The 17,075-nt window shown below is 64.2% G+C and carries 22 protein-coding genes; 12 read left to right on the top strand and 10 right to left on the bottom strand.

Annotation, left to right across the window (positions count from 1 at the left end):
- Positions 1-17: 17 nt before the first annotated feature.
- Positions 18-845, top strand: coding sequence for a lysylphosphatidylglycerol synthase transmembrane domain-containing protein (locus QQL87_RS12255; RefSeq protein ID WP_284418165.1), 828 nt, complete (start codon positions 18-20; stop codon positions 843-845).
- Here the strand turns inward: QQL87_RS12255 and QQL87_RS12250 are convergent.
- Complete coding sequence (locus QQL87_RS12250; protein WP_284417927.1) at positions 786-1,112, bottom strand: DMT family transporter; 327 nt, start codon at positions 1,110-1,112, stop codon at positions 786-788. The two genes, QQL87_RS12255 and QQL87_RS12250, sit on opposite strands and share 60 nt — an antisense overlap.
- 248 nt (positions 1,113-1,360) lie before the next feature.
- Positions 1,361-1,621 (bottom strand): hypothetical protein, encoded by a 261-nt coding sequence (locus QQL87_RS12245; RefSeq protein WP_284417928.1) that lies wholly within the window; start codon positions 1,619-1,621, stop codon positions 1,361-1,363.
- A 228-nt stretch (positions 1,622-1,849) separates the two neighbouring features.
- On the opposite strand from QQL87_RS12245, the gene QQL87_RS12240 reads away from it, so the two are divergent.
- The gene (locus QQL87_RS12240) at positions 1,850-2,824 is read left to right on the top strand and encodes a quinone oxidoreductase family protein (protein ID WP_284417929.1); all 975 of its coding nucleotides are present in this window, start codon (positions 1,850-1,852) and stop codon (positions 2,822-2,824) included.
- A gap of 96 nt (positions 2,825-2,920) precedes the next feature.
- Here QQL87_RS12240 and QQL87_RS12235 read toward each other — a convergent pair whose 3' ends face one another.
- Both QQL87_RS12235 and QQL87_RS12230 read right to left on the bottom strand, forming a co-directional pair.
- Positions 2,921-3,196 (bottom strand): hypothetical protein, encoded by a 276-nt coding sequence (locus QQL87_RS12235; protein ID WP_284418166.1) that lies wholly within the window; start codon positions 3,194-3,196, stop codon positions 2,921-2,923.
- A gap of 137 nt (positions 3,197-3,333) precedes the next feature.
- A complete protein-coding gene (locus QQL87_RS12230; RefSeq protein WP_284417932.1) occupies positions 3,334-3,951 on the bottom strand; it encodes a LexA family transcriptional regulator in 618 nt (205 codons plus the stop codon).
- A 141-nt stretch (positions 3,952-4,092) separates the two neighbouring features.
- Between QQL87_RS12230 and QQL87_RS12225 the strand changes: the two genes are divergently transcribed.
- Both QQL87_RS12225 and QQL87_RS12220 read left to right on the top strand, forming a co-directional pair.
- On the top strand, positions 4,093-4,641 hold the full coding sequence (locus tag QQL87_RS12225) for a GcrA family cell cycle regulator (protein ID WP_284417933.1): 549 nt from the start codon (positions 4,093-4,095) through the stop codon (positions 4,639-4,641).
- A gap of 53 nt (positions 4,642-4,694) precedes the next feature.
- On the top strand, positions 4,695-5,294 hold the full coding sequence (locus QQL87_RS12220; protein ID WP_284417934.1) for a DUF6456 domain-containing protein: 600 nt from the start codon (positions 4,695-4,697) through the stop codon (positions 5,292-5,294).
- Positions 5,295-5,360: 66 nt separating this feature from the next.
- Here QQL87_RS12220 and QQL87_RS12215 read toward each other — a convergent pair whose 3' ends face one another.
- Positions 5,361-5,717 (bottom strand): hypothetical protein, encoded by a 357-nt coding sequence (locus QQL87_RS12215; protein WP_284417936.1) that lies wholly within the window; start codon positions 5,715-5,717, stop codon positions 5,361-5,363.
- Between the two features lie 423 nt (positions 5,718-6,140).
- Here QQL87_RS12215 and QQL87_RS37320 point away from each other — a divergent pair, with 423 nt between their 5' ends.
- Entirely contained in the window at positions 6,141-6,416 is a 276-nt protein-coding gene (locus QQL87_RS37320) for a hypothetical protein (protein WP_502871156.1), read from the top strand.
- A gap of 158 nt (positions 6,417-6,574) precedes the next feature.
- Here the strand turns inward: QQL87_RS37320 and bamA are convergent, their stop codons facing one another.
- On the bottom strand, positions 6,575-8,896 hold the full coding sequence (gene bamA / locus QQL87_RS12205; RefSeq protein WP_284417938.1) for an outer membrane protein assembly factor BamA: 2,322 nt from the start codon (positions 8,894-8,896) through the stop codon (positions 6,575-6,577).
- Positions 8,897-9,132: 236 nt separating this feature from the next.
- Here bamA and QQL87_RS12200 point away from each other — a divergent pair, with 236 nt between their 5' ends.
- Entirely contained in the window at positions 9,133-10,188 is a 1,056-nt protein-coding gene (locus QQL87_RS12200) for a hypothetical protein (protein WP_284417939.1), read from the top strand.
- Between the two features lie 41 nt (positions 10,189-10,229).
- Positions 10,230-10,907 (top strand): methyltransferase family protein, encoded by a 678-nt coding sequence (locus QQL87_RS12195; protein ID WP_284417940.1) that lies wholly within the window; start codon positions 10,230-10,232, stop codon positions 10,905-10,907.
- A gap of 133 nt (positions 10,908-11,040) precedes the next feature.
- Here QQL87_RS12195 and QQL87_RS12190 read toward each other — a convergent pair whose 3' ends face one another.
- A complete protein-coding gene (locus QQL87_RS12190) occupies positions 11,041-11,274 on the bottom strand; it encodes a DUF6894 family protein (protein WP_012028945.1) in 234 nt (77 codons plus the stop codon).
- Between the two features lie 431 nt (positions 11,275-11,705).
- On the opposite strand from QQL87_RS12190, the gene QQL87_RS12185 reads away from it, so the two are divergent.
- The 4 genes from QQL87_RS12185 (at position 11,706) to QQL87_RS12170 (ending at position 13,879) form a co-directional block, all read left to right on the top strand.
- Positions 11,706-11,894 (top strand): hypothetical protein, encoded by a 189-nt coding sequence (locus QQL87_RS12185; protein ID WP_284417941.1) that lies wholly within the window; start codon positions 11,706-11,708, stop codon positions 11,892-11,894.
- Positions 11,895-12,579: 685 nt separating this feature from the next.
- Positions 12,580-12,951: a helix-turn-helix domain-containing protein gene (locus QQL87_RS12180; RefSeq protein ID WP_284417942.1), complete on the top strand. Its 372-nt coding sequence runs from the start codon at positions 12,580-12,582 to the stop codon at positions 12,949-12,951.
- 192 nt (positions 12,952-13,143) lie between these two features.
- The gene (locus QQL87_RS12175; protein WP_284417943.1) at positions 13,144-13,434 is read left to right on the top strand and encodes a hypothetical protein; all 291 of its coding nucleotides are present in this window, start codon (positions 13,144-13,146) and stop codon (positions 13,432-13,434) included.
- A 91-nt stretch (positions 13,435-13,525) separates the two neighbouring features.
- Positions 13,526-13,879, top strand: a complete 354-nt coding sequence (locus QQL87_RS12170) for a phasin (RefSeq protein WP_284418167.1) — start codon at positions 13,526-13,528, stop codon at positions 13,877-13,879.
- Positions 13,880-13,993: 114 nt separating this feature from the next.
- On the opposite strand, the gene QQL87_RS12165 is transcribed toward QQL87_RS12170, so the two are convergent.
- Entirely contained in the window at positions 13,994-14,305 is a 312-nt protein-coding gene (locus tag QQL87_RS12165; RefSeq protein ID WP_284417944.1) for a c-type cytochrome, read from the bottom strand.
- Positions 14,306-14,457: 152 nt separating this feature from the next.
- Positions 14,458-14,592, bottom strand: coding sequence for a hypothetical protein (locus QQL87_RS12160; protein ID WP_284417945.1), 135 nt, complete (start codon positions 14,590-14,592; stop codon positions 14,458-14,460).
- 899 nt (positions 14,593-15,491) lie between these two features.
- Here QQL87_RS12160 and QQL87_RS12155 point away from each other — a divergent pair.
- A complete protein-coding gene (locus QQL87_RS12155; RefSeq protein ID WP_284417947.1) occupies positions 15,492-16,643 on the top strand; it encodes an OpgC domain-containing protein in 1,152 nt (383 codons plus the stop codon).
- 6 nt (positions 16,644-16,649) lie between these two features.
- On the opposite strand, the gene QQL87_RS12150 is transcribed toward QQL87_RS12155, so the two are convergent.
- Positions 16,650-16,910 carry a hypothetical protein gene (locus tag QQL87_RS12150; protein WP_284417948.1) on the bottom strand — a complete coding sequence of 87 codons (261 nt, stop codon included), beginning with the start codon at positions 16,908-16,910 and terminating at the stop codon, positions 16,650-16,652.
- Between the last annotated feature and the right edge of the window lie 165 nt (positions 16,911-17,075).

Genomic DNA, 17,075 nt, shown 5'->3' with positions numbered 1-17,075 from the left:
CCGTCGCATTGGCGCTGGTGACGCTCTCCTACGCCAGCCTGTCGCTCTATGATCTTTTCGCGTTGCGCACGATTGGTCGCGACGACATCCCGTTTCGCGCTGCGGTTCTCGGCAGTTTCACCAGCTATCCGATCGCACATGGCATCGGTGCCGTCGCGCTGATCTCTCCTCTGGTTCGATACCGGATCTATGCCCCCTATAAGCTCGGCGCGATGGACATCGCGAAGATCAGCTTCCTCACCGGCTTGACGTTCTGGCTCGGCAATCTGACGGCCCTTGGTCTGAGCCTGATGATTGATCCCGATGCGTTCGGCTGGGTGGAGTACTGGCCGCCGGCGCTCAATCGACTGATCGCGGCAGTGCTGCTGTCCGGCATCGTCGCGTTCGTCGTCTGGAGCTGGCCAGGACGATGCAGCCGGCGATGGCCGGTGCGTCTGCCGTCCGGGCCGAACGTGTTGCTGCAGATCCTGATCGGGCTGTTCGATCTCAGCTCCGCTGCGCTTGCCATGTATGTGCTGATTCCGGCCGAGCTCGGCATCGACCCGGTCCGGCTCATGGCGGTGTTCATCGCTGCGACCCTGCTTGGATTCGCCAGCCACGCACCGGCCGGCATCGGACTTTTCGATGCGACGATCCTGCTCGGCCTCGGCGGTGATGATCAGGACGGCCTGCTTGCCGCGCTGCTGATCTTTCGCGTTCTCTATCACTTGACTCCTTTCGTGTTGTCGCTGGCGCTGTTCGGCAGCATCGAGCTGCGACGAAGCTGGCACAGGATGACGGGGCGGTCAGACCGGCGAGTTCAACTTGAGCCCCACCATGCCGGCAATGATCAGCGTCAGGCATAGCAGCCGGACCGGGTCTGCCGGCTCGCTGTACAGAAACATGCCGACGACGATGCTTCCGGCGGCGCCAATTCCTGTCCACACGGCGTAGGCGGTGCCAAAGGGCAGTGATCGCAGGGCGAGCGACATCATCGCAAAGCTGAGCAGGATCGCGACGATCGTCCCGAGGCTCGGCCAGAAGCGGGTCAGCCCGTCGGAGTGCTTGAGGCCGAGCGCCCAGATGATTTCGAGCAGGCCTGCGGCGAGCAATGCGAACCAGCCGCTCGTCATGGCGACGTGCCCGTCGCGCGCAGGCGCCGCGCGATGCGGTGTCCTGGCAGCCGGTCCGCACGCGTCGACAGCAGAGCAATCTCACGCGATGGTTCGGACATTCTCGTCTCCGCGCGATCCGAATGCTGCTCATCTGCAACCTTTGCACGACGTGCATGTGACAGCCTTTGGCCGAGAATGCCGGATCGGACGAGAGATCCGGCGCGCTTGGACGCTGTGCGAGCCGCGGGCGGTCGACGCGGCCTGAACTACCTCTCTTGCGTCATCGTGAACACGAACCCGGTCAGCGTCGCGCCGACTGCGAATGCCAGGGTGAAGGTGCCGACGAAAACGACGAAGGTCATATGCGGATCGAGGCTATGGGCGATCAGGCTTGAGATGCCGAACGCATCGACCTCGGTCAGGACGAAGGCAAAGCCGAGCCCGAGGGCGGTGCCCATGATGGTGTGACAGGCGAGCTCGAGCAGAAGCGCCGGGCTGACCACGGCGCTGGATTTCTTGGGCGGCATGGCGACAGGTCCTCCATTCTTGGCCGTGAACGCCGGAAGGGCTGACGAGGTTCCTGGGGAGCGACGGGGCGGCAGCAGGAGGCCTTGAAGGCGGTTGCCAAGCGGCGGCGGGAGCGGCTACCAAATCAGCCGGCCTCGTTCGCCCCATGGCGAATGTGCCCGTTGCAGGCACAGCAACCGCGACAGAGCGGCGCGACCTGGTCGTCGAGCAGGGAGGATGAACAACACATGACGAACGCCATTCGCTTCCACAAAACCGGTGGTCCGGAAGTCCTCGCTTGGGAGCAGGTCGAGGTTGGCAAGCCGGGGCCGGGCGAGGCGCGCATCCGCCACACGGCGGTCGGTCTCAATTTCATCGACATCTATAATCGGTCGGGCCTGTATGCGGTCCAGCTTCCAAGCGGATTGGGCAGCGAGGGCGCCGGCGTGGTCGAGGAGGTGGGGGAAGGGGTGACGGACCTGAAGGTCGGCGACCGCGTCGCCTATGGCTCGTCGCCGCTCGGCGCCTATTCCGAGGCGCGACTGATGCCGGCCGCGCTGCTGCTGAAGCTGCCTGACGAGATCGATGACAAGACGGCCGCGGCGATGATGCTGAAGGGCCTGACGGCGCAGTACCTGATCCGGCAGACCTACCGCGTCACGGCGGGCCAGACCATTCTGCTGCATGCCGCCGCCGGTGGTGTCGGCCTGATCCTGAGCCAGTGGGCCAAGCATCTCGGCGTCAGCGTCATCGGCACGATCTCGAGCGACGACAAGGCGCGACTGGCCAAGGCCCATGGCTGCGAGCACACGATCGTGTACTCCCGCGAGGATTTCGTTGCGCGCGTCAACGAGATCACCGGCGGCAAGAAGGTGCCGGTGGTCTATGATTCCGTCGGCAAGGACACCTTCCTGAAATCGCTCGATTGCCTGGCGCCGCTCGGCTACGCGGTGCTGTTCGGCCAGTCCTCGGGCACGGTCGATCCGCTCAATCTCGGGCTGCTCGCGCAGAAGGGCTCGCTGTTCGTGACCCGGCCGACGCTGTTCACCTACGCCGCCAAGCGCGAAAGCCTGGTCGCGATGGCCAACGAGCTGTTCGACGTCGTCAAGTCGGGGGCGGTGAAGATCGAGGTCAATCAGACCTACCCCCTCAAGGAGGCGGCGCGGGCTCACGCCGATCTCGCGGCGCGCAAGACGACCGGATCCACCGTTCTTCTGGTCTGATTAGGTCCAGTAACGGCAGCAGAGGTTGGCCGGACAGGCGGCCGGCCAACCCTCCTGATCGCCACCCCGTCCGAAGCAGACAGCGGCGGGCCGACCTCAGGCCCGCTCGTGCTTGCGGAGGTCTCGGAGATGGTCGAACCGCCCCGCCTGACGATCGACGTCTGCGCCGATGATCTCCGGCAGCCTGGCCTCGGACAGCAGGTCGGCCGTGATGTCTGCGACCGAATGGCCGGCGATCTCGTGGATGAAGCTGATGTTGGCATATTCGCCCGACGCGATGCGCGCGACGACGTCGCGCCGGGTCATTTCGGGATCGACCACGGCCTCGCGTCCGCGGCGGCCGTAGTCGATCATCACGACGAAGTACTGCATGTGCGCCAGTTCGCCTTCGGCTGACTGTTGTCGCGCCATTATTTCTGTAAATCAGAAAAATGTCAAGGCGAATTCGGGCCGGGCGCGGGGGCATGACGAGAGGCGCCTCGGCATCCTCTCGACCATGCCCCGGCGTCTCACTTGTTCGCCGCGCGGGCCCGCGACTTCGCCGCCGCCTTGGCGCGGATCCGCGAGATCTGGCCGCGCGGCAGCGTCACGAAGATCTCGCCGATCCAGTCCAGCTTGACGCCGACGATCGGCTTGGCATTGAAGCTCTTCAGATTGACCACGGATGGCGATTTGCCGCGCTCGATGGTCTTCAGGTAGCGCTCGCCGGACTTGAGGCGCACCACGGCCTCCTCGCCGTAGAAGCTCGACAGCGGGTGGCGCTGCTCGCGATAGACGACGATCACGTCGCCGTTCTCGTATTTCGGCAGCATCGAATCACCCGTCACCTCGAAGGCGAGGGTCTCTTCGGAGATCGGGAAGGGCAGGGCGACCTCGCCCAGGCCCTCGAGCGGGACCTGCTCGTAATCCGGCTCGATCACCGAGCCGGCGCCGACGCGTCCCATGATGGGGACGGAGTTCAGCTCCAGGTATTCGGTGATCAGCGGGATCTCGGCGGCCTTGATCAGGCGCTGGCCTCCGAGGATCTCGGAGACGGCGCCGGGCCGCACGCCCATGGCGCGGGCCAGCCCTCCCTTGGTCTTTCCTGGCTTCTCGAGTGCACGCTCGATCATGGCGACGTCCAACATGGTTTTGACCTCTCTTGCGAATCTCGGAAACGAGTATATGTTTCGAATAATCAGAACTCAAGCTTGACTTTTTCTTCGGAATAACGGAAATTGAGCCGTCGGGCAAGAGCCGTCGGCCCGATCCCGAAGAAAGAGGCGAGAATGCAGTCCACCGATTGGCCAGATGAACATTCCAAGATGCTGAGCGAGCTCCATGCCAAGGGGCTCTCCTATGCCGAGATCGCGCGCGCCCTCAATGCGCAGTTCGGCACGGCCTATACGCGCAATGCGACGCTCGGTCGCGGCAAGCGCATCGGGCTCGCGGCGCCCGCCGCGCCGAAAACCGCCCTGTCCGGGCCCAGGCGGATGTCTGCGGCGGCTGGAACCGGGCGGAGGAGCCCGGCGGCCGGCGCGCGGCAGGTCGCGCCGCCGCAATCCAAGTCTGCTTCTCCCAAGGCCGCCCCGCGGGTCGAGCTGCGCGCGGTCGGCATCAGCCCGCGTCTGCTGTCGTTCGAGCAGCTCGCGCCCAACGATTGCCGCTACCCCTATGGCGGCGACCGCGACGACGACCCGATCACGTTCTGCGGCCATCCGCGCCAGGCGGGCTCCTGCTACTGCACCCCGCATCATCATCTGACGCGGACTCCGCCCGAGGAGACCGCCGTCCGTCCAGCCGGCCCTTTGATCCTGCGGCTGGTCGCGGCCGCGTAGCGCGCCGCGAACCCGACCAAACCTGACCCCCTCCCATTTTCCGGAGACGAGACATGGCGCGCCCCCGACGCAGCAAGCCCTCCCGCATGCCCAAGACACATGACAGCCGCGCTCACGAGCGGCCTCGGAACGCCGACGTGGTCCCGGTCGAGATCGACGATCCGTTGGCGCTCGAGCCGGGCGAGAAGATCGTTGCGCTGCGCTCGGTCCGCAACGACCCGCTGGGCCGGCTGCATGCGCACAAGCAGCTCGACGACGCCCAGTACCGGGCCGGACGGGCGTTCCAGAACGATTGGGAGCGGGCCGAGCGCGGCCCGCAGGCGATCGATCCCTCGCGCGAGCATGTCGACGGCGCGCGCGGCCGCGAGCCGGTCACCGAAGGCCAGAGACAGGCTGTGCTGCGGCTGAACCGGGCCGAGCGCGAGCTCGGTGCGGATGGAGCGGCGATCACCCACGACGTCCTGGTGCATGGTCTGACGATGGAACTGGTCGGGCAGAAGCGCGGACTGGTCAGCCAGCGCTGGAACGACTATTTCGCACGCCGCTTCAAGGAATGTCTGGATCGATTGGCCGTGGTGTACGGTTTTTCCACAGACCGTGTCGGCAGGCAGCATAACCATGCGGCGCGATCAGTCCAACGCACGGACCGTTAGCGGAGCGCCTGGCCGTCGCTCGTGCCATCGTTGGTTGGCATGGCGACGGCCGGGCGGTCGTTCGTCTCAGGGATGCGGTGTGACCGCATAGCTCGTGCTGTACGGCTCGACCCGCACGGACGCGTGCGCCAGCAGGCCGATCTTCGCCGACGGCGTCATCTGCAGCTCGCCATTGGCACCGCGGTGGACGTTGTACTGCCAGGCCGTGAGGTCTCCCTTCTGGGCCAGAGCGTGCGCCACTGCGCTGGCATCGCTGCCGCCGATCGCCGCCAGCTCATCGCTGCTGAGACCGATGACGATCTCGTCCTTGACAGTCACGATCTTGAACAGCGCGGTCCTGCCGTCTTCGGCCATCGCGGTTGGCGCCGCCACGGCGAAAAGCGCAAGTGAGCCCATAATCCCGCGTGTCAATCTCAATGCCATGAGAGCTCCTGTTCGTCCTCGCTTTGCGTATTCATGCTTGCAGGCATTGGTTTCCCGTGACGCATTGCCGGTTCGCAAAAAATAGCTGTGACGAAGATTGAACCTGGCTCCGAGGGGGTGAGTCCAAGCACGAGGGGAGCACGATCGGATTCGCATCCGGTGCAGACGCCGGTCGATGGTGGTTTTGATTCAGGTCAACCGCTCCGGCATTGTGTGCTCTATTGGGGACCAATGAAGAGACGGGGGGATACGATGATCAGCGGTCAATGTTTGTTCCGGTCGACCGGCGCCAAGATCGCGTTGGCAGCAGTCGCGGCGGCTGTGCTCATGGCAGGCGCGGCGGCGCCCGCTTCCGCGCGCGCAGCGGGCCCAAGCAGCAACTCAAGCAGCAAGCAGGCGGTCCTGAAGGCGGCGGCCAGCGATGTGACCGATCTCAGCGCCCGCCGGCGTTACCGCCGCGGCTACAGGGGCAATCCGGCCGCCGGCCTCGCCATCATGGGCGCGATGATCGGGACATTCGGCGCGATTGCAGCGCATCAGCACGATGACGAGTATTACTATGAGCCGGGCTATTACCCCGGGCCGGGCTATTATGGGCCGCCGCAGGGCTACTATGCTCCTCAGCCGCACTACGTGCGTCCCTATTACGGGAATCCGTATTACGGACCGCGGGGGCACTATTATTATCATCCGTACTGAGGCTTTGCGGATCGGGTGACGTTCAGTGCCGGCGCTTGGCCTGCCGTGCTGGCTGAGAGCAAGATGCGTTTCCACGGAACCGCATCATGCTCTCATCACCTTATTTAAGCATGATCTTTTCGGAAATCCGGCTTCCGCTTTTCCGGATGATGCTCTAGCTAGAAGCCGCCGGCGCTGAAGCGCAGCGGCTGCACGACGTCATACGCCGCCTTGCTGATCGGCACGGCATAGTCGACCGTCAGCGGGCCGAACGGTGACGCCCAGGTCATGCCGACGCCGACCGAGGAGCGCAGCACGTTTCTGTTCGCGACCTGGACGTTCTGGGTCGGACCGCGGTAGCCGAACACGGTGCCGGCATCGACGAAGGCGGATGCGCGCAGGCCGTATTCCTGAGGCAGACCGGGGATGTTGCTTTGCAGCTCCGCCGTGGTCGCCCAGTAGAAACTGCCGCCGACATTGTCCATCGTCGATCCCGCCGTGAGATCGCGCGGTCCGAAGCCGCCGGGCGCGAAGCCGCGCACCATCGTCGGACCGCCGAAGAAGCTGTTGAGCAGCGGCGCCTGCTGCCCGCCCCATCCGGTGATGTAGCCGCCCTGGGCCCGCACCATTCCGGTCAGATCGCTGTTGATGGATCGGTAGTAGCGGACGTCTGCGGTGGTGCGCAGGAAGCGGACGTCACCGCCGAGGCCGGCGAGATCCTGGCTGAGCTGGGAACGGATGCCGCTGGTCGGCATCTTGGTGTTGTCGAGCGTGCTGTAGGTGACGGTGTTGCCGATCTGGGAGACCGTCTGCCGTCCGGCTGCGACAGCCTGCCGCACCGGCACGGACACCGCTGCGGGCGAAACCCCGGGCGCGAGCACGACCTTCTGGTCGTACAGCGAATAGCGCCACAGCATTGCGGTCTGCTCACTCACCGGCATGCCGAGGGTGAAGGCGCCGCCATAGGTGTTGTTGCCGAACGACTGCAGCGTGCTTGGCATGCTCTGCCGTGCGAACAGCTCGACGCCCGGTGTCATCCGGCCGAGCGCATAGGGCGAGGTGAACGACAGGGTGGCGCCGCGCGCGAACTGGCCATAGGTGAACGTCGCCTGTGCCGTGTTTCCGGTGCCGAGCACGTTGCGGTCGCCGACCTTGACCTCGGCGAGCAATCCGTCGGTCGACGAATAGCCGCCGGAGACGTTGAAGTCGCCGGTCGCCTGGTCGACGGCCTCGACGTCCAGCACCACGCGGTCCCGGGTCGAGCCGGGGCGTGACGTGATCTTGACGGTCTTGAAGTAGTTCAGGTTCCGCAGGCGCCGCTCGGCGCGGTCGATCAGCGTCTTGTTGTAGGCATCCCCTTCGCCGATGTCGAACTCGCGGCGGATCACGTCGTCCCGGGTGCGGGTGTTGCCGTGAATCTCGATGCGCTCGACATAGCTGCGCTGGCCCTGCTCGATCCGGAAGCTGACGTCGGCCAGCCGCGCCTGGCCGTTGGGCCGGACCCGCGGCTCGACCTGCGCGAACGGAAAGCCGAGCTTGCCCAGTTCTGCCGTCAGGATCTCGGAGCTCTTGTCGAGCTTGCTCGCGTCGAACACCTCGCCTTGCTGCGCCAGCAGCAAGGCCTGCAGGCGATCGCAGGCGAGACCCTCGACGTTGCAGGAGACGTCGACGGCGCCAAACCGGTAGAGCACGCCCTCGTCGATGGTGAAGCTCAGATTGAAGCCGTTGGCGGCGCGGTCGAACTCGACACTGACATTCGTCACCTCGGCCTCGGCGTAGCCGTGGTTGCGGTAGTATTGTCGCAGCTGCTCGCGGTCGTCATTGACCCGGTCGGCGTCGTAGGCGTCGCCGCCTGTCACGAAGCTCAGCACGGTCGACTCCGACGTCTTGATCACGGCGCGCAATTGCCGTGCGCCAAAGGCGGTGTTGCCGACGAAGCTGACCGACCTGACCGGCGTCTTCTTGCCCTCGGTGATGGTGAAGACCAGGTCGACGCGATCATTGCCGCGGTCGATGATTTCGGGAACGACACGGACGTCGTCGCGCCCGACGCGATGATAGGCCTGGAGGATCCTGGCGACGTCGCCCTGCACGGTCGCGCGCTGCAGGGCAGCGCGGGGCTTCGACAGCACCGCGCTCGTGAGGTCGGCATCCTTCACCTTCTTGTTACCCTCGAAGGCGACCCGATCGAGCAGCTTTGCTTCGGCGAGCCGGACCACGATCCGTCCGTCGCTGCGGCCGACCTTGACGTCCTCGAAGAGGCCGGTTGCCACCACGGCCTTGAGGCCGGCATCGAGCGCGGCGGCGTCGTAGCGGCCGTTCGCGTCGGCGTGGAAATAGGACTTCACGGTCTCGGCATCGACGCGGCGATTGCCCTGCACCACAAGGGTTTCTGCGGCTGCCGCTGGGATCGCAGACGACAGGACGGACGCAACCGCTACCAGGAGCGGAATTGGCAGCAAGCTGCCGAGGCGACGGTGATGCCGGGTCCGGCCGGTCATGATGTGCGCTCCTGCCTGCTCGTCATCGCCATCATGCAAGAGCGGGTGGACGGCCAAATCATGTCAGGGCCGTGGAGACTTGGCGGCCTGCGATCACGGCTGCGAAGGTCGGCCGCGGCTCGGAGCCGATGGTGGCCGCAGAATCGACGCAGAGTCGATCCAAACGCCTGATAGCGACTGTGTCGTCGCACGCGCCAGCGCATGACGACACAGCGAACGTTTGTCGGGAGCAGATCATGCGCGCCATCGCTCTGGCCCTCATCGCTTGTACTTTCGTCCAATCGGCTCTTGCCGCGGCGGTCGTTCCCGAAATCGATCCGCGCGCATCGCTCGGGGTCGTTCAGAACTGGATCTACAACTACCGGACCAAGCCCGATTACGCCCATGTGCCGGCAGCCGTGCGGGTGCTGTTCCACTCACAGACATTCAAGGAGCCGGAGAACTCCGGCATCTATCTCGGCTTCATTGCCGGCGCGATCGGCTCCAACCCGGCAAAGGCCGAGCAGCTCGTCAACAGTTTCTTCCCCGTTCCTCCCGAGGAGGAGTGGGTCATCGTGCGCGCCATCGCCTATTCAGGCCTGCCCGACTGGCGCAATCTCATGCGCAAGGTCGCGCCCAAGATGCCGGGTCGTCGCGTGATGATCGACGGCTATCTCAGCGGCACGCAGCCGATCCTGATGGAGATCCCGCTCGAGGAGGTGAAGCCGGGCATGATGGACAAGCTGCGCGGCGCGCTGACGCAGAACCCGTTCAAGAAGGAGGAGCGCAAGCTGGATACGCGCCTCAGCTACGCGACCCACCAGGATCTGCTCGACATCCTCTGGGGCTATTACTTCGCGACCGGCTCTCGTGTGCCGATCCAGCGCATCGTGCAGATGCTGCCCTGGTCGAAGAGCCGCGACACCGTCGACAAGCTGACCGTCGGCAGCATGGCGCGCTATACGCTCGCGAGCTACGCGGTCCGCGACGCCAGCCTGCGCGATTATCTCCGCGAGGAGCTGGCGCGGCAGTCGGGTCCGGTCAAGGAGCCGCTGCGGGAGGTGGTCGAGGCGGCCGATACGGTGCAGCTCGGTGCCGTGCGCAAGGATGCCGTCGCCGCGGTGGACGAGCTCAAGCTCAAGGGCTCTGACGCACGGCGCGACATGGACTTCTGGGGGCAGCTCGGCGTCGGCGCATTGGCGCTCGGCTGTGTCTCCGCTGCCGCGCTCGGCCAGGTCGCGGTCGGCATCCCCTGCGTGATCGGCGGCTCGGCCTCACAGGGGCTGCTGTCGTTCTGGGAGAAGCAGCAATAAAGGAAGCGGAACGGACCGGCTTCGCGGTTATTGTGCCCCGCATGGACGGCCTCAACGCCAAGACCCTGGCAAGCCTCGTCTTGCTGATGCTCGTGATGGCCGGCGCGATCTTCGCCGCCGCCGGGACCGTGCACTACTGGCAGGCCTGGCTGTTCCTGCTGACGTATTTCAGTGCATCGCTCATCATCTCGATCGACCTGATGCGGCGCGACCGGGCACTCCTTCAGCGCCGCCTGCGAGGAGGGCCCTTTGCGGAAAAGGAGCCGGTTCAACGCCTGATCATGACGATCATCTCGTTGTGGTTCGTGTGGCTGCTCGTGGTGCCGGCGCTGGATCACCGCTTCGGCTGGTCTCAGGTGACATCACTCGTCGTCATCGGCGGCGATCTGCTGGTCGTGCTCGGATTCGGGGGGATCGGGCTCGTATTCCGGGAGAACAGCTTTTCGGCAGCGACGGTCGAGGTGGCTCGCGATCAATCCGTCATATCCACCGGGCCCTACGCCGTCGTTCGCCATCCGATGTATGCTGCGGCGCTGGTGATGCTGGCCGGCATTCCGATTGCGCTGGGGTCGTGGTGGGGGCTTTCACTGCTGGCCGTGATCATGCCGGTCTTGATCTGGCGCCTGCTGCATGAGGAAAGCGTGCTGGCGGCGCATTTGTCCGGCTACCGGGACTATCAGGCGAGCGTGCGGTGGCGGCTTCTGCCATTTGTCTGGTGAGCGCGATCCCGGTAGCTGTCTAAGCTCGGAGCGCGGAGTTTCAGCCCTCAAAAGTTGAGCCGGACGATCTTTTATCTACTGGAAGTTGAAGCTCGGGGCGTCTGATGTTCGACGTCGGCACTCTCACGAAAAATCAGGACAGGCTGGCCTTCACCGCGGCGGGGTACACCGGCTCGCGGTGGATTTCCGCCCCCGACTCGTCGACGACGACGATCGAAAGCCTGCGGTCCGTGATGCGCGGATCATGCCGAAGCCGCCGGGCCAGATCGCGGCTGTGCTCGATCGCCCCCGCACTCGTCGCAAATTCCAGACCCGTCCGGTCTCTGGTCGGAATGCCATCCTTCATATCGAAATAATAGGTGCGCATGGTCTTCCTGCGGCCGCTGTATCGCGGGAGTGATGCGGAGCCGGGCTGGAACCGCAACCGTGATGCTCCCGCTCGAATTATAGAAGACCTCTAAGATGGAGGACAAGCTTACCTCTGCTGTAATCCCCGTTCCCCGTTCGATGAACGACCATTTTAGCTGGTATACAGCGCCAAAAACTGCCAGACAGCTCAAATTGTGCCAACAAAATCGACCGACTGGTCAGTTTGGCTTGCTGCAAGAGTTGTTCGCTGGCATACTTTCAACCTGATCGGGTTCCGCGCGATCGATCTCCAGGCGGGCCATTCTGAGGATCAGGGTCGCAGTCGTCAGACCAAGACTTTCAGCCTCGATTGCTGCAGTATCGACCTTGCGTGCGAGGCCTTGACGTTTGCTAAGGACTGGCATCACCGTTTCCTGCCAAAGGTGCGAGATGAAGAATCCCACATGCATCGCGGAGCTGCACACGAAGCTCGGAGCTCCATCGAGCGAAGCGGTGGAGAGCCTTCGACTTCTGAAGGCGTTCCTGAAGCTGGCGCCAGGCCAGCGCATCGAATTGATCGAGATGGTCGAGCGGCTCACCTCAGAGTCGCATGCGGGAACTGATCGCCCACTGTCCTGACCTCAGTCCCCATTGATTGCATGCAATGGTTGGTCTTGTCTGCATAGTAATCGCATCAATTGCACCTTCCCAGCGCCTCTGATTCGTGTCGCCGCCAGGCCGGCCGGCGGTTCCCTTGTTCTCAGCGGGCAGACGCGCTCGTCGCCTCGGGGCCTGTGTGGTCCAGGGCGCTCGGCGCCGACCCGGCGCGAGGCACCGTTGCGCAATAACGGCGCGACCCTCTCACCGATCTTCGCGTTGGCAGCCCACACGATCGGATTGCCGTTACGCCAGACGTAGCGGAGGCGCTCGCTGTGCCCGACCGCGTTGGGCTTACGGAGAATCCGCGACGTAACGAACCCATACAGGTCAGGATCCTGGCGCGCGGGCAGCACTTCAGTCCGCTGCGATCGTAGACCAGAACGAGGCCGTATGGGCTCTCGAATGGCGACGCGGCCGCTGTCCAACGAGGTTCGATTGCTTTCCAGTTAACGGCAATCATCGAATTCATCGCATCCATGATCGGTGGCCGGCGGTGCGACATCGCATCAAACTCCAGCGCTACGAGGTCGGGCTGATACAGGTGGTCATCCAATCACCTAAAGGACAATATGCCCTCGAATTCTGCCAGTTCTTCCCAGCATGCTGCAATGCGAGACGGGGGACTGAGAGGCGGACGCTGGTCGTCTTCCTCAAGCGACCCGGCGTGCAGAGTCCGTTTTCGACCGTTCTGGCGGCGCAGGCCTCCGACGTCGAGGGCCGCTTGAGCGCACTCCATGCCTGGATCATCGAGAACATCGCGCGCGATCTCAGGGTCGAGACACTGGCCGCGCGGGCGGGCATGACGCCCCGGACCTTTGCACGGACCTATGCCAATCGCACCGGCATGACGCCGGCTCAGGGGGTGGAAGCGCTCAGGGTCGAGACCGCGCGTCTGCTGCTCGATGGCGGTCAGGTCGACAGCGTCGTCGAAGTCGCAAAGCGGGCCGGCTTCGGCGATGACGAGCGCATGCGGCGTGCTTTCATGCGGCATCTCGGCGTGTCGCCGGCGGACTATCGTCGCCGCTTTTCCGCCTGAGCGATTTACCGCCGATCGCGGCCGTCAAGTCCGGCGCGATGCGGTTTGCTTTCGGGTTAATCACGCCGCTGACGTTGGGTCCACAATGGCCTTGCCGTCTACAACCGGTCTAAGGCTTCAGTAAAATGCCGCGCGTATAACAGCGAAAAATTGATCCAGATCCGCCTTTGCGAACAGCATCGGGGAGAGCTCATGTCCAACGTTATTCCGTTCCGCGCCAGGACAGTCTCGTTCCGTGCCGGGTCCAGGGCGGCTCACGCGGAAGCTGTGGTGGCGGTGGCAAAGGGCCGGTGCGACCCAACGCGACCGGGCGCCCGGAACGATCTCTGGAAGACCGTCATCCTGCTCGATCTTGCTTTGCAGCATGCGCGTGAGCTCGCCGAGCTCATTACCGAGGAGCGCGCGCAGCGGATGTTCGAACGTCACCTCACCTCGATCGCGTATTCGCTGCAGATCGCACGCGAGCGCATGGGTGCGTCCTGACAGGTCCTGCCACCTGCCGCCCTCGCTTCCATTTGCACGGGGACGAGGATGTGCAGATGTGGTAGTTGGACTTGTCGTGGAGGACGTAACAATGACCCAAACCAAACTGGAAGTGCCCGCTGAACTGCGAGACCTGGCCGAAAAGACCATTGCGCAGGCGGAAAGGGCCTTCGAGATGTTCTTCGACGCGGCCGGAAAATCGATCGGCTCGGTTCCCGGCCCTGCTGCCGACATGTCGAAGCAGGCGCTCACCCTCACCGAACAGAACATCAAGACGGCGTTCGAGCATGCGCGAAAGCTCGTCCACGCGACCGAGCTGGAGGAGGCGATGCGGATTCAGTCCGAATTCCTGCGCAGTCAGTTCACCAACGCCGGCGAGCACATGAAGACGATCACGGCCGGCATCATGTCCGCCGCAAGCAAGGCCACGGAGCCCAAGTCCTGAGGCAAGTCCTGAGGCAAGTCCTGAGGCGTGACCTGAGGCCGCCCGCGACCTGAGCGTTGGTGTCGCAATCGAGCAGGGGCGGCGGCCATTGGGCCGCCGGCAGGCGCAGCGGCACTATTTGCGCAGCGAGCCGATATAGGCGGCGATATCGGCCGCCTCCAGCCGGTTGAGCGGGAAGCTTGGCATTTTGGGGTGGGGGTCGAGCAGGAAGAACGCGACCTTCTCCGGGGTAAAGTCCGCCCGCTGCGCGATCTGGGAGAAGGGCGGAACATCCGCGCTGGCCTGCTTCTGCATGCCTTCGATCAGGTGGCATGAGGCGCACCAGCGCCGGGCGAGGTCGGCACCATGGTCCGCGTCGGCGGCCCACGCCGTCGACGCCGTGGTTGCCGCGGCGACGGCCAGAACTCTGATCAACAACGCGCGCATCCGATCACTCCGATCTTGTGAATGGTGGGGGTCGAGCCTGACGTCGCCCTGCGACAACAACGACGGCTCGATTTGTATTGGGGGGCGGGAACGACGGCTCTTGGTGTGTCCGATTCACCATCAGTCTCTTGGCTGTGGCGTGCCCGTCGGGATCAGCTGCAGCAGGACCTCGGAAAATGCGACAGGTCGATCCGGCTGACGATGGCCTTCAGGAGAGCGCGGAGTCGGCGCAGCGGCGATGGTCCGGCGGCGGGAGCCGCCGTCAGCTCGTCTGCAACGTAGGACATCTCGAGCCCTCCCTGTCGCTCAGCGTTCTTCCGGTCCGCTTGTTGACGAGGTGGAGCCGTCCGCATGCTGGACATGGGACGACCTCATAGGCATCGACAGGGTCTACCAGAGGCGACGCCGCCAAGCCGACCTGCACGTTCGATCCCGTCTGGGAGCAGCGAAAAACGAGAGTTTCCATGCCTCATGATGACGGACCGCGGCGCGCAGGCCTTGATCTGTCTCAACAGCGAGGACAGGCAGATCGCGCGCCGCGCGTCCTGCCGAGCAGGTCAAGTCAGGCCATGCGACGTGGCCTTTGCCATCTCGAGCCGGTCGGCGACATTGGCAGCCGTGACGGAACCTGTCTGGGTTGCACGGAGCGCGGCGTCGATCTTCGACTTCACGCGCCGGGCGGCGAGGGCGGCAAGCCTCGTCTGGGTTCGTCCGGACTTGACCTGATCGCCGAACTCGTACCGCCATTCCCAAATGTCCGGTTCAGCAGTCGCTACAACCGTATATTGGACACCTCGGTGGATCACGGAACCCCCCTTTAACGCTTCCACTGCAAGTCAACGTCTTACCAGCCTACAATCAATCCGGGTAAATACGGGAGTGGAACAATTGCCAGCTACGCGACAGTAAATTGGTTAACACCACCATCCCGGCAATGTTCCTTTGCCCCCACCGTTTGCGAGCAGAGTTTTTTACGAGAAGGCTCCCAACGCGGTTCCAGAACGCGTGGTCGCAAACGACGCAGGTGGTTTACAGACAATACGCACGGAATCTGAAACAACGCCGGAATGCTTCATGGGCCACTTTCACGTATCGCTCGCGCCGCGGTTCCGCGACCAGTGGACAGCCTGAAGCGCATGTCGGGTCAGCCACCAGACGAGGCTCATCTTGATGGAGGCTCATCTTGATGGCTGGTGATCGACAGCTGGCGAAGCCCGGCGCCGTGGCTGATGGCAGCAATGGACATCGCGATCTCAGGATCGATGCATGCCGCGGGCTGGCGTTGTGGTTCATCTTCGTCGATCACGTACCGGACAATTCGCTGGCCTGGCTGACGTTGCGCAATTACGGCTTCAGCGACACGTCCGAAGTGTTCGTCTTCATCTCAGGCTATACCTGCATGCTCGCCTATGGCGGCGCGCTGTCGACGCAGGGCTGGGCGACGACGGTGGTGCGCGCGTTGCGCCGCGCATGGGAGATCTATGCGGCCTTCCTGGTGCTGCTGCTCGCCTATGCGGTGCTGGTCTGGGTCATCGGTGGCGGCACCCGATTCGTCGACGAGACCAATACCGGGTTCCTGTTTCGCGAGCCCGGTCCAACCCTCGTGCACGTCGCGCTGCTGCAGTTTGCGCCGGTGAATACCGACATCCTGCTGACCTTCGCGATCCTGCACATCTGTTTTCCGATCGTGCTGTGGCTGATGATGACGAGCGCGACCGTGACCCTCGTGCTCTCCTTCCTGCTCTACATGATGGTGCAGATGTTCAGCTGGCAGGTGCCGGCATGGCCGAGCGGCGAGCTGTATTTCAATCCGTTCGCCTGGCAGTTCCTGTTCGTGATCGGCGCCTGGTACGCCTATGGCGGGACGGCGAGGCTGCGTCCGCTGCTGAACGGACGCGCGCTTCTGATCGTGGCGCTCGCCTATCTCGCCTTCAGCCTGTTCATGGCGTTGAGCTGGGAGTTCAAGAGCCTGGAGGGCCTGATCCCGCCGGCGATCACCGGCCTGATCTATCCGATCTACAAGAGCCATCTGGCGCCGGTGCGGCTGCTGCACTTCCTGTCGCTCGCCTTCGCCGTGTCGCGGCTGGCGCCGCGGCAGTGGCATGGCCCGATCCGTCCGCTGATGGCGGCGATGATCAGGTGCGGCGAGAACTCGTTGTCGATCTATTGTATCGGCGTGCTGCTGGCCTTCATCGGCCAGGTCGTGCTGGCAGACGTCGCAAGCGGCTTTGCGATGCAGCTCCTGATCAGCATCGCCGGCATTGCAATCATGGTGTTCGTCGCCACGCTGCTGACGTGGGAATCGCAGCTCGACCGGCGCGGTCCGCGACTATTCTAATCGTTCTCAGCGCCGGCGCGCCACCGCCACGCCAAACAGGAAGGCGACGAACAGGCTTGTCAGCGGTGCCTCCCGCGTGATGGCGCTCAAGGTGGACAGCGCCGTTCCCGGCCGGCGCGCGTCCTTGACCGCTGCGCTCAACCGGTCGACTGCGGCGCTCAGAGTCCCCATCACCTCGCCGAGTGAGTGCGACATGTCGGTTGCGGTGTCGAACGCGCGTTCGGCGACGCCCGGCTGCGGAGGTGTTTCGAACGTTTCGCTGCTCAATGTCGTTGCCCTCTCGACGCTCATCGGCCGGATTGAGCTTCCACCGTTCGCGGAATGCGCGGGTGGCTCCAATGCTCAGGAAATGCCCACTGACGCGATTGGTTCCGTCGCCTGTGGCGGGTCCCGAATCCGGTGGATCGCCGCGCCGGGTCGCACCATTCGAGC

This window comes from Bradyrhizobium sp. SSBR45G, assembly GCF_030159255.1.
Classification (GTDB): Bacteria; Pseudomonadota; Alphaproteobacteria; order Rhizobiales; family Xanthobacteraceae; genus Bradyrhizobium.
This window is presented reverse-complemented; position numbering and strand designations above follow the sequence as displayed.

Coding starts and splice junctions, on each gene's coding strand:
- bamA (WP_284417938.1), bottom strand. CDS start 8,896: ATGACCGGCCGGACCCGGCATCACCGTCGCCTCGGCAGCTTGCTGCCA.
- QQL87_RS12185 (WP_284417941.1), top strand. CDS start 11,706: ATGAAGAATCCCACATGCATCGCGGAGCTGCACACGAAGCTCGGAGCT.
- QQL87_RS12175 (WP_284417943.1), top strand. CDS start 13,144: ATGTCCAACGTTATTCCGTTCCGCGCCAGGACAGTCTCGTTCCGTGCC.
- QQL87_RS12200 (WP_284417939.1), top strand. CDS start 9,133: ATGCGCGCCATCGCTCTGGCCCTCATCGCTTGTACTTTCGTCCAATCG.
- QQL87_RS12195 (WP_284417940.1), top strand. CDS start 10,230: ATGGACGGCCTCAACGCCAAGACCCTGGCAAGCCTCGTCTTGCTGATG.
- QQL87_RS12235 (WP_284418166.1), bottom strand. CDS start 3,196: ATGCAGTACTTCGTCGTGATGATCGACTACGGCCGCCGCGGACGCGAG.
- QQL87_RS12245 (WP_284417928.1), bottom strand. CDS start 1,621: ATGCCGCCCAAGAAATCCAGCGCCGTGGTCAGCCCGGCGCTTCTGCTC.
- QQL87_RS12160 (WP_284417945.1), bottom strand. CDS start 14,592: ATGTCCTACGTTGCAGACGAGCTGACGGCGGCTCCCGCCGCCGGACCA.
- QQL87_RS12225 (WP_284417933.1), top strand. CDS start 4,093: ATGCAGTCCACCGATTGGCCAGATGAACATTCCAAGATGCTGAGCGAG.
- QQL87_RS12240 (WP_284417929.1), top strand. CDS start 1,850: ATGACGAACGCCATTCGCTTCCACAAAACCGGTGGTCCGGAAGTCCTC.
- QQL87_RS12165 (WP_284417944.1), bottom strand. CDS start 14,305: ATGCGCGCGTTGTTGATCAGAGTTCTGGCCGTCGCCGCGGCAACCACG.
- QQL87_RS12250 (WP_284417927.1), bottom strand. CDS start 1,112: ATGACGAGCGGCTGGTTCGCATTGCTCGCCGCAGGCCTGCTCGAAATC.
- QQL87_RS12230 (WP_284417932.1), bottom strand. CDS start 3,951: ATGTTGGACGTCGCCATGATCGAGCGTGCACTCGAGAAGCCAGGAAAG.
- QQL87_RS12170 (WP_284418167.1), top strand. CDS start 13,526: ATGACCCAAACCAAACTGGAAGTGCCCGCTGAACTGCGAGACCTGGCC.
- QQL87_RS12190 (WP_012028945.1), bottom strand. CDS start 11,274: ATGCGCACCTATTATTTCGATATGAAGGATGGCATTCCGACCAGAGAC.
- QQL87_RS12220 (WP_284417934.1), top strand. CDS start 4,695: ATGGCGCGCCCCCGACGCAGCAAGCCCTCCCGCATGCCCAAGACACAT.
- QQL87_RS12155 (WP_284417947.1), top strand. CDS start 15,492: ATGGCTGGTGATCGACAGCTGGCGAAGCCCGGCGCCGTGGCTGATGGC.
- QQL87_RS12215 (WP_284417936.1), bottom strand. CDS start 5,717: ATGGCATTGAGATTGACACGCGGGATTATGGGCTCACTTGCGCTTTTC.